The sequence below is a fragment of the Mesorhizobium sp. M0408 genome (assembly GCF_040321495.1).
GTDB lineage: Bacteria > Pseudomonadota > Alphaproteobacteria > Rhizobiales > Rhizobiaceae > Mesorhizobium.
In genome coordinates, this window is sequence record NZ_JAMYRO010000009.1 from 141,341 (window position 1) to 154,195 (window position 12,855).

Genomic DNA, 12,855 nt, shown 5'->3' on the forward strand with positions numbered 1-12,855 from the left:
TGAGAGCCTCGGTGGTTCGGCCGATCTATTGCATCTCAGGCAGCATGCAGCCTTGGAATGGCGCTGACGTCAACCTCGCGTTCCGCGTGCCAGGCATCATAGGCGGCCTGCATCCTGAGCCAGATCGCGGCGCCGTCGCCGAACATCTTTCCAAGACGGGCAGCGACAGCCGGCGACACCGGCTTCTTTTCGCGGATGATGTCATAAAGCTGCTGGCGCGAGATTCCGAGCAGATTGGCGATCTCCACCTTGGTCTTTCCGGTTGCCGGGATAATGTCGTCAAGCAGCGCTCCAGGGTGGGATGGGCAGCGCTCCATCGGACGCATCGGCTCATACACGCTCATAATCGATTCTCCAATCTAAGCCGTCTCAATGGTACTGTTCGAAATCGACGCGGGCAGCATCATTGGCGTCGAATTCGAATGTGATGCACCACGGCCCGTTGACATGCACCGTGTAGCGGGTCGGGTTAAAGCCCTCCAAAGCGTGGAAGTCGAAGCCGGGCAGGTCCATGTCATCAGGCCTTTCCGAGACTTCCAAGCGGTCAAGACGGACAAGGATGCGCTTATGCATCTTGGCGTCTATCTTTCCGGTCTTTCCGGTTTGAAAGAGGTCCGCCAGCGCCTTGTGCTTGAACGACTTGATCATGCAACATGTAAGCATATTGCTGACGCGGGTCAAGCAGGTGTAAGCAAATGATTTACAGAATGGTCCAGCCAATCGGAGGCAATAGCTACGCCCGCTGGATGCTGAGCCGGGCCAGCCGAATACCTGGCGGACCTATGTCACGGCATTATCCGCTATCCCATGGCGTGGCGAATAGTCTTGGACAGGCGGCTCAAAAATGCCGGCCTCGACGATGCGTCGAGCTTCCACGACAGCACTGCCGTCGCCATTTTCCGCGGCAACAGCCCGACCGACAGGAACCAGGCGGCAAGGATGGCGCGCCGCCGCAAGGATGCGGTCATTTCGAGGCTGGCGACGGCGCCGGCCGCCCCGAGCGCCAGCCGGGAATCATCGGCCACGGGGTGTCGGCCGCTGTCGGCGCAGAGCGACGCCAGCCGCTCTTCCAGGTGGACCGGATCGTGGCGGACAGCATCCGACGGCACGATGGTCAGGCCGATCCCCGAGGCCTGGTCCGACAGCGCCTGCATGCGGCGGAAATCGTGGGTTACCCGCCAGCGTGCCCGCTCGGCGAGCTTTTCACCGAAGACTGAATGGTTGGCGCCGTGGATCCGGTAGGCGCCGAGGCATTCGTCGATCGATTGGACATGCCCGTACATCGGCGCCAGCGTTGCCAGATAGCCGTCGGCGCCCTGGCGGAATTCCGGCTCCGGTATCGGCATGATCGATTCGAGCGTTGCGCGGTCAAAGGCCAGCCCGCTGGTCACTGTCGTCTGATAGCGGCCCTTGTGCAGGAGTTTCGGCATGACGTCACCGCTGTCGAAAGGCAATTCGGGCGGCGGAAAGACATCCTTGATGCGTTGCCCCTCGTCGACGATATGCAGTCTGGACTGGACCTGAGCGGTTGCCTCGTCCCAGGTTTCGACAATGGTGGAGACGGCGGTTGGATAAAGATAATCGTCGGCGTCGAGGAACAGGACGATCTTGCCCGAGCTCGCCGCGAAGCCGGTGTTGAACGCCGCCGCGTGTCCGCCATTTTGCGCCCGCGGGCATGCGAGGATCTCGTCGCGATAGGATTCCATGATTGTCGTGGAATTGTCCTGCGATGCATCGTCGACGACGACGACTTCGACATCCGCGTAGTCCTGCTCGAGGGCGCTGTCGATGCTGCGTTTGAGGAACCGCGCATAGTTGTAGTTCGGGATGATGATGGATACCGGAATGACAGGCTGCATCGCGTTTGACCTCGCATCTTGCTTTGGTTCGGCAAAGGCCCTCATGGGCCTGCCCCTCTTCAAGTGCCCCTCTTCAGGCGCGACGAGTTCCCCTCAGAAAAGCTTGCGCTTTCCACCAGGAGACGGGTCACGTTTCGCTTGCGACTTCGCAGTGAGGCCGCCATTGCCTTCGAGGGCTGCCGCCATAGTCAGAACGCGGTCGGCAGCAAAAGCTCCGACGGTTCGGCAAGGATGATGTTGCAAACCGAGCCCGACGGAAATGTCTCGCCTCGCGATCAGGTCGGGAGCGAAGCGGACGGTGCCATGAAGGCACGGCGGATACTGGCCTGCAAATGCGGCTGGAACAAGCCCCGCATCGAAAATAGCGCCACTTCAGGTTGCGTTTCAGGCGGCATGCCGCGACCGCCGCCGCTGTTGCCCCGAAGCCGGCGAACCGCCTCCGGGGCCTTGTGGTCATGTGGCCTAGACGGTCAGGCGGCCTGCAAACCCGGCAGCGACAGGTCGACTTCCTCCGGCAAGTCGCCGGCCATGGCGGCGGCAAACTTCGTCTGGTCGAGTTCTCCCTCCCAGCGTGCCACCACCACTGTCGCCACCGCATTGCCGATGAAGTTGGTCAGCGCCCGGCATTCCGACATGAAGCGGTCGACGCCGAGGATCAGCGCCATGCCGGCGACCGGCACGGTGGGGACGACCGAAAGCGTCGCCGCCAGGGTGATGAAGCCGGCGCCGGTGATGCCGGCGGCCCCCTTGGAGCTCAGCATGGCGACGGCGAGCAGCAGGATCTGGTCGCCGTAGGTGAGCGGCGTGTCGGTCGCCTGCGCGATGAACAGCGCCGCCAGCGTCATATAGATGTTGGTGCCGTCCAGATTGAAGGAATAGCCGGTCGGGATGACCAGGCCGACCACCGAGCGGTTGCAGCCGGCGCGCTCCATCTTGGCCATGAGGCCCGGCAATGCCGCTTCCGAGGACGAGGTGCCAAGCACCAGCAGCAGCTCTTCCTTGATGTAGCGGATCAGCGCCAGGATCGAGAAGCCGTTGTAGCGGGCAACCGCGCCGAGCACCACCAGCACGAACAGCAGCGCGGTCAAGTAGAACGTGCCGATCAGCATGGCGAGGTTGGCGATCGAGCCGATGCCGTATTTGCCGATGGTGAAGGCCATGGCGCCAAACGCACCGATCGGCGCGGCCTTCATCAGGATGGCGACGAGGCGGAAGATCGGCGTGGTCAGCGCCTGCAGAAAATCGACGACCGGACGGCCGCGATCGCCGACCAGCGCCAGGGCGACGCCGAACAGCACCGAAAAGAACAGCACCTGCAAAATGTCGCCCTGCGCGAAGGCGCCGGTGATGGTGTCGGGGATGATGTTCATCAGGAAGCCGACGATGGTTGTGTCGTGCGCCTTCTCGGCATAGGCCGCCACCTTGGTGGTATCGAGCGTTGCCGGATTGATGTGCATGCCGGCGCCGGGCTGGACGACATTGGAGACGACCAGGCCGACGACCAGCGCCAGCGTCGAGAACACCAGGAAATAGATCATCGCCTTGCCGGCGACGCGGCCGACCTTCTGCAGGTCGGAAACGCCGGCGATGCCGGTCGCCACGGTCAGGAAGATCACCGGCGCGATCACCATCTTCACCAGCTTGATGAAGGCGTCGCCGAACGGCTTCATCGCCTCGCCGGTTTCGGGATAGAAATGGCCGAGCAGCACGCCGGCGGCGATCGCCGCGAGCACCTGCACATAAAGATGCCGGTATAAGGGAAGTTTGCCGCGCGGCTCGGCGGCAGCGATTGCTGTCTGCATGACGTCCTCCATGGCGCCCCGATCGAAAGCTCGACTCCCCGGGGCAGTTGTTTTGACCAGCAGCCTCGCGACTGCTGAATTCGTGTTTGCAACACCCGTGCCAGATACGCAGAAGAGTGCTTCAGCATTGATTTTATTGAGCATTCGCAAACGTCCGCACTGCCGGACGCATGGTCAAGTGCGACTCTCCGCATAGGTCGAATTGTGTTTTGTGCGAGTTCATGCACAAATGGGCGATGCTGCAACGCCCCGCCGGTGCCTTGTCTTCGACGCCCGAGCAACTCGCCAGGCGGGCGCGCCGAGCCTGGCTGCTGTTTGCGGCCGTCGCCCTGCTGATCGTCACCGCAGCGCTCTACGGCGCCGGCCTCTACGGCCGCACCGCCGAGGTCGGGACCCTGGCGGCGCAGGGGCGTACCGACGCCAATCTGAAGGTCGCGCTGCTGCGCGCGGTGCTCGAAAGCCCGCGCGCCCTGCCGCTGCTTTTGTCCGCAGACCAGCAAGTGCGTGACGCGCTGTCGCAGAAGAATGCCGCGGCAATCGATGTGCTGAACCGCAAGCTCGAGGGGCTGGTCTCCGGCACCAAGGCGTCGGTACTCTATGTCGTCGGCACCGATGGACTGGCGATCGCCTCCAGCAACTGGCGCGAGCCGATCAGCTTCGTCGGCAATGACTACCGTTTCCGCGATTATTTCTCCGGCGCGATGCAGGCCGGAACCGCCGAGTATTTTGCGCTCGGCAATGTCAGCAAGCGCCCCGGCCTCTACATTTCGCGGCGCGTCGGCGACACAGACGCACCGCTCGGCGTCGTCGTCGTCAAGATGGAGTTCGACCAGCTCGAAGCCGACTGGCGCGAGGCAAACGGCCCGGCCTATGTCAGCGACGAGAACGGCGTCGTGCTGATCACCAGCGTGCCGTCCTGGCGCTTCATGACAACCGCACCGCTGGCCGCACCTAAGCAAGCCGCGATCCGCGACAGCCAACAGTTCGGCGACGCGCCACTTGTTCCGTTGCCGATCATGCACCCGCAGGCGCTCAGCCCGGATGTGTCGATCGTCCACGCGGTGACGCCCGGCGGCAGCGACACGGAGTATCTCAGCCTTTCAACACCGATCCCTTCGACCCCCTGGCGGCTCGACTATCTGATCCCGGCTGAAGCGCCGATCGCCGCCGCCGTCCGCGAAATGCGGCTTCTGGCGCTCGGCGTCGTCGTCCCGCTGCTCGGCCTTGCCGCGTATCTGTTGTGGCGCCGGCAGTCGGCGCAGATGCGGATTGCCGCCGAACAGGCGGCCCGCACCGAACTCGAACGCCGCGTCGTCGAACGGACCGAGGATTTGAGCCGCGCCCGCGACCGGTTGCAGGCCGAGATAACAGGCCACCGCAGCACGGAAGCCAAGCTCCAAATCGTGCAGCAGGATCTGGTCCAGGCCAACCGCCTCGCCATCCTCGGCCAGGTCGCTGCCGGCGTCGCCCATGAGATCAACCAGCCGGTCGCCACCATACGCGCCTATGCCGACAATGCCCGCACCTTCCTCGACCGCAAGCAGACCCGGCCGGCCGAGGAAAACCTCGGCGCTATCGCAGCCCTTACCGAACGCATCGGCTCAATCACCGAGGAGTTGAAGGCATTTGCCCGCAAGGGCCGCACCGCCGCCGAGCCTGTCGAATTACGTGGTGTTATCGAAGGCGCCGTCATGCTGTTGAGAAGCCGCTTTGCCGGCCGGCTCGACGCATTGGCCATCGACCTGCCGCCGCCGAGCCTCAAGGTCATGGGCAATCGGGTGCGGCTAGAACAGGTGCTGATCAACCTCTTCCAGAACGCGCTCGAAGCACTCGACGGCCGCGACGACGCTCATGTGCAGGTGTCGGTCGAGGAGACCGCGGACGGCGTGACGGTCGGCGTGTCCGATAACGGACCCGGCATTCCACCCGCGATCCTCAAATCGCTGTTCACGCCATTCAACACCTCCAAGGAAAAAGGCCTTGGCCTTGGCCTCGTCATCTCGAAGGACATCGTCGCCGATTATGGCGGCCGCATCGAGGTCTCAAGCGACGACAGCGGCACCCGCTTCACCATTCATCTCCAGACAGCAGCGTAAGCCATCATGACGAACGATAATGCCGCGCCGGTGATCCTGATCGACGACGACCGCGATCTCCTCAAGGCCACCGTGCAGACGCTGGAGCTTGCCGGCTTCTCGGTCTCCGCCTTTGCGGTGGCGGCCGAGGCGCTGGCCGGGCTCGACGCCGGTTTTACCGGCGTCGTGGTGTCGGATATCCGCATGCCTCAGATCGACGGCTTGCAGCTTTTCAATCGCATCCTGCGGCTGGATGCCGACATTCCCGTCATCCTCGTCACCGGCCACGGCGACATCGCCATGGCCGTCAAGGCGATCAAGGACGGCGCCTACGACTTCATCACAAAGCCCTTCGCCGCCGACCGGCTGGTACAGAGCGTGCGCCGCGCAGCGGAAAAGCGCCGCCTGGTGATGGAGAACCGCGCCTTGCGCGAGGCGGCCGGAGAGGCGCAGGACGGCCTGCCGCTGATCGGCCAGACGCCGGCGATGGACAGGCTGCGCCGCACACTACGCCAGATCGCCGACACCGACGTCGATGTGCTGGTGACCGGCGAGACCGGCTCTGGCAAGGAGGTGGTGGCAAGCCTTCTGCATCGCTGGAGCCGCCGCGCCAAGGGCAATTTCGTCGCGCTGAATTGCGGCACGCTGCCGGAGACCGTCATCGAGAGCGAGTTGTTCGGCCACGAGGCCGGCGCCTTCACCGGTGCGCAGAAGAAACGGATCGGCCGCATCGAGCATGCCAGCGGCGGCACGCTGTTCCTCGACGAGATCGAAAGCATGCCGGTCTCGACACAGGTGCAGATGCTGCGCGTGCTGGAGATGCGCGAGGTCACCCCGCTCGGCACCAACGAGGTGCGGCCGGTGGATCTGCGCGTCGTCGCCGCCGCCAAGGTCGATCTCGGCGATCCGCGCCAGCGCGGCGCCTTCCGCGAGGACCTCTACTACCGGCTCAACGTCGTGACGATCTCGATCCCGCCGCTGCGCGAACGCCGCGACGACGTCGCCCTGCTGTTCTTCTACTTCGCCGAGCGCGCCGCCGCCCGTTTCCACCGCCAGGTGCCTGCAGTGCCGGCTTCGGTGCATCGCCATCTGAGCGACCATGACTGGCCGGGCAATGTGCGCGAACTGGCGCATTTCGCCGAGCGGTTCGTGCTTGGATTGGAGGAAGGCGCCGAAGCACAACCCCCTGCCCCGACCGAATCGAACGCCGCCATGAAGCTGCCGGAGCGGCTGGAGCGCTACGAGGCCGACATCATCCGCGAGACGCTTGGCCGCAACGACGGCGACGTCAGGCGCACGATCGAAGCGCTGGGGATTCCGCGCAAGACTTTCTACGACAAGCTCCAGCGCCACGGCATCGTGCGCAGCGATTTTTCCAGGTAACCGCCGCCGGGCCTCGACCGGGCGGCTCGGTTACTTGGCGTCGTGGAAGATGATGCCGACAGTGTGGCGCATGCCGGAGCGAAGCCGGCTGACGCCGTGCCTGAGATTGACCCGGTAATTGCCTCGTGTGCCCTGGACCGGACGATTGTGGACCGCGAAGGCGACCGCATCGCCCAGGCGCAGCGGCACCACCTCGGCGCGGCTCTGCATGCGCGGACGCTGCTCGGTCAGCACGAACTCGCCGCCGGTGAAATCCCTGCCTGGTTCGGACAACAGGATCGCGACCTGCAACGGGAACGCCAGATCGCCGTAGAGATCCTGGTGCAGGCAGTTGAAGTCGCCGGGAGCATATTGCAGCAGGAGCGGCGTCGGCCGCGTCTGGCCCTGCTCGTGGCATTGCTCGAGGAACGCGGCGTGTTCGTCGGGATAGCGCTGCGCGATACCCATGCGCTCGTTCCAGTCGTTGGCGACCGCGGCCAGGCGCGGATAGAGCGCGGTGCGCAAGCCGCCGATCAAGTCGGGCAAGGGATAGCGGAAATAGCGATACTCGCCCTTGCCGAAGCCATGCCGCGCCATATGGACATGGCTGCGGAAATGGCTCTCGTCCGAATAAAGTTCGGCAATCTGCCGGCACTCCTGCGGCGTCAGCAGCTTTTCCATCACCGCGCAGCCATAGCCGCTCAGCTCATCGGCCAGCGTCCGCCAATCATATCCGGCAACGCGCAGCTCCGCCGATTTCACCGCCGCTTTCGCGCCTATCGAATGGATGGTCATGGCTTCGCCTCCTGTGGCTTCTCTGTCATTGAGATGGGTGAAACGGCGCGCGCGGACCACCCGTTTCTTGCCGGGTGAGCTCGTTAGCGATTGTCTCGGGGATTTCGTTGAATACAATGCAGCTGGGCTTGCCGCGATGGGGGGCGATTTGATCGGACGGGTTCGACAAAGGGACGGGGCAGTCCGGCAATTCCTCGTTTGCCTCGTCGTCATGCTGGTCTCGGCGCTCCCGGCCTTGTCCGCCAGCAGCGACTGCGTCAGCGACGACGAGGTCGAGGCCAGCACGCGGATCGCCGCCTGCACGCGCATGATCGAGGATCCCACGGAGCCTGTGGCCAACCGCGCGACTGCCTACTACAAGCGCGGCGAGGCACGGGCATCACAAGGCGACTACGACCGTGCGATTGCAGATTTGGGCCAGGCGATCGACCTCGATTCGAAATTCGCCGGTGCTTACTATGTCAGAGGCGCCACAATGGTCGAGGAGGGCGAAAATGATCGCGCCATCGCCGATTTTGGCCAGGTGATCAGCCTCGACCCGACAAACCCCGAGGCGTACAACAGCCGAGGTGTCGCCTGGGAGCACAAGGGCGACTACGACCGCGCCATTACAGACTATGGTCAGGCCATCAGCCTCGACCCGAAGCATTCCGATGCCCACAGCAACCGGGGCAACGCCTGGGCAGACAAGGGCGACTACGATCGTGCCATCGCCGACTACGACCAGGCAATCAGCCTCGATCCTAAAAATGCGGGAGCCTACAACAACCGTGGCGTTGCCTGGAAACAGAAGGGCGAATACGACCGAGCCATCGCCGACTACGAACAGGCGATCAGTCTGGATGCGAAAGACGCCAAAGCCTACAGCAATCGTGGTGCTGTCTGGGTACTAAAAGGCGACTATGACCGAGCCATTGCCGACTACGCTAAGGCGATCGGCCTCGATCCTCGCGATGTCGATGCCTATCAAAGTCGAGGCATCGCCTGGGCACGCAAGGGCGACTACGACCGCGCCATCGCCGATTACGACCAAGCGATCAGCCTCGACTCGAAAGACGCCAGCACCTACTACAACAGAGGCGTGGCTTGGTCGCACAAGGGCGACTACGACCGCGCCATCGCCGATTATGACCAAGCGATCGGCCTCAATCCTCAGGACGCTAGTGCTTACAACAATCGAGGCGTTGCCTGGAAACACAAGGGCGATTACGACCGCGCTATCGCGGATTATGACCAAGCGATCGGCCTCGATTCCCGGGACGCCACCGCTTACAACAACCGTGGCATTGCCTGGAAGAAGAAGGGTGACGACGACCACGCTATCGCCGACTACACCCAGGCAATCAGCCTCGACCCAAAAAACGTTAATGCCTGGTACAACCGGGGCCTCGTCTGGTCTGACAAGGGCGACTATGATGGCGCCATCGCCGACTTCAGCCAGGCAATCACGCTCGATCCTAAAGACCCAACTGCCTACGACAACAGAGGCAATGCCTGGGCACGCAAGGGCGACAATGACCGTGCCATCACCGACTACGGCCAGGCGATCATGCTCGATCCAGCACATGCCAAAGCCTTCAGGAACCGAGGCCGGATCTGGCAAAAGAAGGGCGAGGACGACCGCGCCATCGCCGACTACGACAAGGCGATCAGCCTCGATCCGAAAGGTGCCCCTGGTTACGACGGCCGCGGCTTCGTCTGGTCGGCAAAGGGCGACTACGCCCGCGCGACCGCCGACTACGATCAGGCAATCAGCCTCGATCCGAAATATGCCTATGCCTATCTTGGCCGTGGCATTCTCTTCTTCTATTCCGGCGCGCTGGCCAAGGCGCAAGCCGATTTGGGACAGGCGGCCACGCTCAAGCCCGACAATGCCTATTTTGCGATCTGGCTGGAGATGACCGAGCGTCGCAGCGGCGCGGCGGGCCACTTGAAGGAAGCGACTGAAAAGCTCGATATGACCAAATGGCCGGCGCCGGCGGTTCGCATGCTGCTTGGAGAACTGACGCCGGCCGAGGTATCGGCGGCAGCCGACGACCCGGACCCGGCCAAGAAACGCGGCAATCTGTGCGAGGCGAATCTGTTCATAGCCGAGTTCGATCGGCTGCAACGACATGACGACGAAGCCTTGCGGCTCTACCGGGTCGCTGCCAGCGATTGCCCCGCGGAATATTACGAATACGTTGCGGCCAAGGCCGCTCTGCACGAGTTGGGCGCGGTTCCGTGAAGACAATTTCCAAGACTTTTTGATGACCCGAGGAGCGAATTGACCGGACCGGTTCGAGAACGGCACAGGTTTTTCTGGCGCACGCTGGCTGGTCTCATCCTCCTGCTTGTCACGGGGCTTCCGGCGCTGGCCGCCAGCAGCGACTGCGTCAGCGATGATGAGGTCGAGGCAAGCACGCGGATCGCCGCGTGCACGCGCATGATCGAGGATGCGACAGAGCAAGGCATACGGTCAGCTATTGTCCAAAGAGTTTTATCGAATACCGTGCCGCCAACGCTGCATTACGCGAGTTGGGTGTTTCGCCGTAACTCTGCCCGACGGATGTTCGTTTGCTAAGAAGACTAAGGCGAACAACACGATAGAGGTGCATTCTGCCAGATTGATTCAGGCTGTGCCGCGTCCATATGTCAGGAGCCTTCGCCAGCGCGATTCCGGTTTTCACTGGCCCGCGCTAGACTGGCAGCAACCGCAACCGGACTGCCCCTGGCATGATCGTCCAGACCTGCATCAATGGCGCGCGCAGCGCCGATTTCCACCCGCAACTGCCGCTGACGGCGGAGGCCATGGCGCGTGACGGCGCGGCCTGCATCGCTGCCGGCGCCGCCGAACTGCATGTTCATGCCCGCGGGCTGGACGGTCGGGAAAGCCTGGCTCCGGCGGCGATGGATCGGACGGTGCTGGCGCTCCGCCGCGCCTGCCCGGGGACGCTGATTGGCGTGTCGACGGGTGCCTGGATCGAGAACGACGACCAGCGGACGCTGGTTGCGATCGCCGGCTGGAGCGAGCTGCCCGACTATGCCTCGGTCAATCTCAGCGAGAATGCAGCACCGGCAGTCATGGACCGTCTGCGCCAGCGCGGCATTGGCATCGAGGCCGGGCTCGCCTCCGTTGCCGACGCCGAACGCCTGGTGAGCCTCGACCATGGCAACCGCGTGCTGCGCATCCTGATCGAAATCTCCGAGCAGGAGCCGGACGCTGCGCTTGAGATCAGCGACGATATCGCCGCCGTGCTCGACGGCGCCGGAATGCGCCGGGCAATCCTGCTGCACGGCGCCGACGCCACGGTCTGGCCTTTCGTGCACCAGGCGCCGGAACGCCGTTGGTCGACGCGCGTCGGACTGGAAGACGGCAAGGAGCTTCCTGATGGAACAGTATCACCCGGTAACGCTGCGCTGACAGCGGCAGCCGTCGCTATCTTCGAGTCCAGCCGTTAGCGCGGGAACGGCCAATCTCCTCTTCACTGGGGAGATGCCAAGTTTGGCAACGAGGCAGGCCAAAGTCGGCCGAGCATAAGTGTGGCGGCACGCTATATCAATAAAACTTATCTAAACCTTCACGTGTTAATTAAACCAACAATTAATCGGCACATCAACGATCACGTATGTTAATGCTCTCCTGCACCGGGGACCATTTTTTGATGAACATCATTCCACAGAATGATCACGCTGCGCCGCGTCGGATTCAACAGTATACATCGATACAGGTACTGCGGGGGCTGGCAGCTCTCATGGTTGTTATCTATCATCTTCCGGCCGCGCTGGGCATGCTCGATCTGCGTATTCCCGTTCTAAACAGCGGCGTCGACCTGTTTTTCGTCATTAGTGGTTTTGTAATGGTTCTCTCGACAGAGAACAGACGCGCCGACCACCGTGCTTTTTTGATGCAGCGCTTCACGCGCGTCGTTCCGTTCTATTGGGTTATGACCTTCCTTATGGTCGCCGCACTTTGGTTGTTTGCCGGTCGTGCAGTGTTTCTTGAGCAGATCACCAATAGCCTGCTTTTCATAGCCTATCTCGATACGGTCACAGGCTATGTCCAACCGGTGCTTGGCGTGGGTTGGACGCTCAATCTGGAAATCCTGTTTTACATTCTGTTCGCAGCGACTATGCGTTTCGGCACGCTGACGCAAATGGCCATGGTCGGCGTTGTCTTTGCAATCGCCGTAGCGGCGCGCATCGTCTTCAAACCCGCCGCCGACACTGTGCTGTTTTTCTATACCACGCCAATCCTGTTTGAGTTCCTTGCCGGCATGGCGCTCGGCCACCTGGTCGGCAGACTGGCGCGTTTGCCGACCGTCCTGGGTGTCTCGGCGCTCGTGTTCGCCATCGTGTCCATGCTGGTGATGGTACTTGGCTTCAACTTGCCGCGAACCCTTGCTCAGGGAATCCCGGCCTTGATCCTTGTCGCCGGTTGCATCAGCCTGGAAAGCTACTTCCGGCTTTTTGCTCCTCGCCTGCTGGCAAGGTTGGGCGATGCCTCCTACTCTCTCTATCTGACGCATCCTATCGTGCTGCTTGCGACCGCTCCTGTCGTTGCAAGCGTCAGCGTATCACCATGGCTTGCTGGCATGGTTATTGTCACCGCCTGCATTGCCGTCTCCCTGGCCAGCTACAGTTTTGTTGAAAAGCCGATTTTGGCCATTTCGCGGATGAGCCTTTCCGCCCGTCACGTGAAGGCATGAGTTGCGGCTGCGCCCCGCGGAACCACGCTGTCCCGCCAATCTTAGACCGGCGGCGCTGAACCTTCAAAAGATCCGGAAACAAAAACCCGCCTCGGGAGGACGGGTCGTTGGAGCCAAATTGGCACCATATCCAAATTAATAGCATAGCTGCCGGCACAAAGCAAGAACAAAATGTGGCGCACTCGACGAAAATTGCCGACAGGCACAGAGCCATGGCGGATGACATGGCTCTTGCCGTTGTTAAAAATCTCTCATAAGGTATTTTCATATCTGA

At 62.4% G+C, this 12,855-nt stretch carries 10 protein-coding genes; 5 read left to right on the forward strand and 5 right to left on the reverse strand.

Annotated features, from left to right (window positions below; genetic code table 11):
- Window positions 1-35 precede the first annotated feature (35 nt).
- From NKI67_RS13225 to NKI67_RS13240, 4 genes are all read right to left on the reverse strand, one after another.
- Complete coding sequence (locus tag NKI67_RS13225) at window positions 36-344, reverse strand: HigA family addiction module antitoxin (protein ID WP_352455430.1); 309 nt, start codon at window positions 342-344, stop codon at window positions 36-38.
- 25 nt (window positions 345-369) lie between these two features.
- Window positions 370-648, reverse strand: a complete 279-nt coding sequence (locus NKI67_RS13230) for a type II toxin-antitoxin system RelE/ParE family toxin (RefSeq protein ID WP_023677264.1) — start codon at window positions 646-648, stop codon at window positions 370-372.
- Window positions 649-800: 152 nt separating this feature from the next.
- Window positions 801-1,859 (reverse strand): glycosyltransferase family 2 protein, encoded by a 1,059-nt coding sequence (locus NKI67_RS13235; protein WP_023677263.1) that lies wholly within the window; start codon window positions 1,857-1,859, stop codon window positions 801-803.
- A 470-nt stretch (window positions 1,860-2,329) separates the two neighbouring features.
- Window positions 2,330-3,661, reverse strand: coding sequence for a dicarboxylate/amino acid:cation symporter (locus tag NKI67_RS13240; RefSeq protein ID WP_352587190.1), 1,332 nt, complete (start codon window positions 3,659-3,661; stop codon window positions 2,330-2,332).
- 236 nt (window positions 3,662-3,897) lie between these two features.
- On the opposite strand from NKI67_RS13240, the gene NKI67_RS13245 reads away from it, so the two are divergent.
- Together NKI67_RS13245 and NKI67_RS13250 are read left to right on the forward strand one after the other, a co-directional pair.
- Window positions 3,898-5,757, forward strand: coding sequence for a sensor histidine kinase (locus NKI67_RS13245; protein ID WP_352645529.1), 1,860 nt, complete (start codon window positions 3,898-3,900; stop codon window positions 5,755-5,757).
- Window positions 5,758-5,763: 6 nt separating this feature from the next.
- Window positions 5,764-7,119 (forward strand): sigma-54-dependent transcriptional regulator, encoded by a 1,356-nt coding sequence (locus NKI67_RS13250; protein WP_352645531.1) that lies wholly within the window; start codon window positions 5,764-5,766, stop codon window positions 7,117-7,119.
- A gap of 30 nt (window positions 7,120-7,149) precedes the next feature.
- Here the strand turns inward: NKI67_RS13250 and NKI67_RS13255 are convergent, their stop codons facing one another.
- Window positions 7,150-7,893, reverse strand: coding sequence for a 2OG-Fe(II) oxygenase (locus tag NKI67_RS13255; RefSeq protein ID WP_352645533.1), 744 nt, complete (start codon window positions 7,891-7,893; stop codon window positions 7,150-7,152).
- 235 nt (window positions 7,894-8,128) lie between these two features.
- Here NKI67_RS13255 and NKI67_RS13260 point away from each other — a divergent pair, with 235 nt between their 5' ends.
- From NKI67_RS13260 to NKI67_RS13270, 3 genes are all read left to right on the forward strand, one after another.
- Entirely contained in the window at window positions 8,129-10,120 is a 1,992-nt protein-coding gene (locus NKI67_RS13260; RefSeq protein ID WP_352645535.1) for a tetratricopeptide repeat protein, read from the forward strand.
- 488 nt (window positions 10,121-10,608) lie between these two features.
- The gene (locus NKI67_RS13265) at window positions 10,609-11,334 is read left to right on the forward strand and encodes a 3-keto-5-aminohexanoate cleavage protein (protein WP_352569109.1); all 726 of its coding nucleotides are present in this window, start codon (window positions 10,609-10,611) and stop codon (window positions 11,332-11,334) included.
- Window positions 11,335-11,537: 203 nt separating this feature from the next.
- Window positions 11,538-12,581, forward strand: coding sequence for an acyltransferase family protein (locus NKI67_RS13270; protein ID WP_352569108.1), 1,044 nt, complete (start codon window positions 11,538-11,540; stop codon window positions 12,579-12,581).
- The last annotated feature ends 274 nt before the right edge of the window (window positions 12,582-12,855 follow it).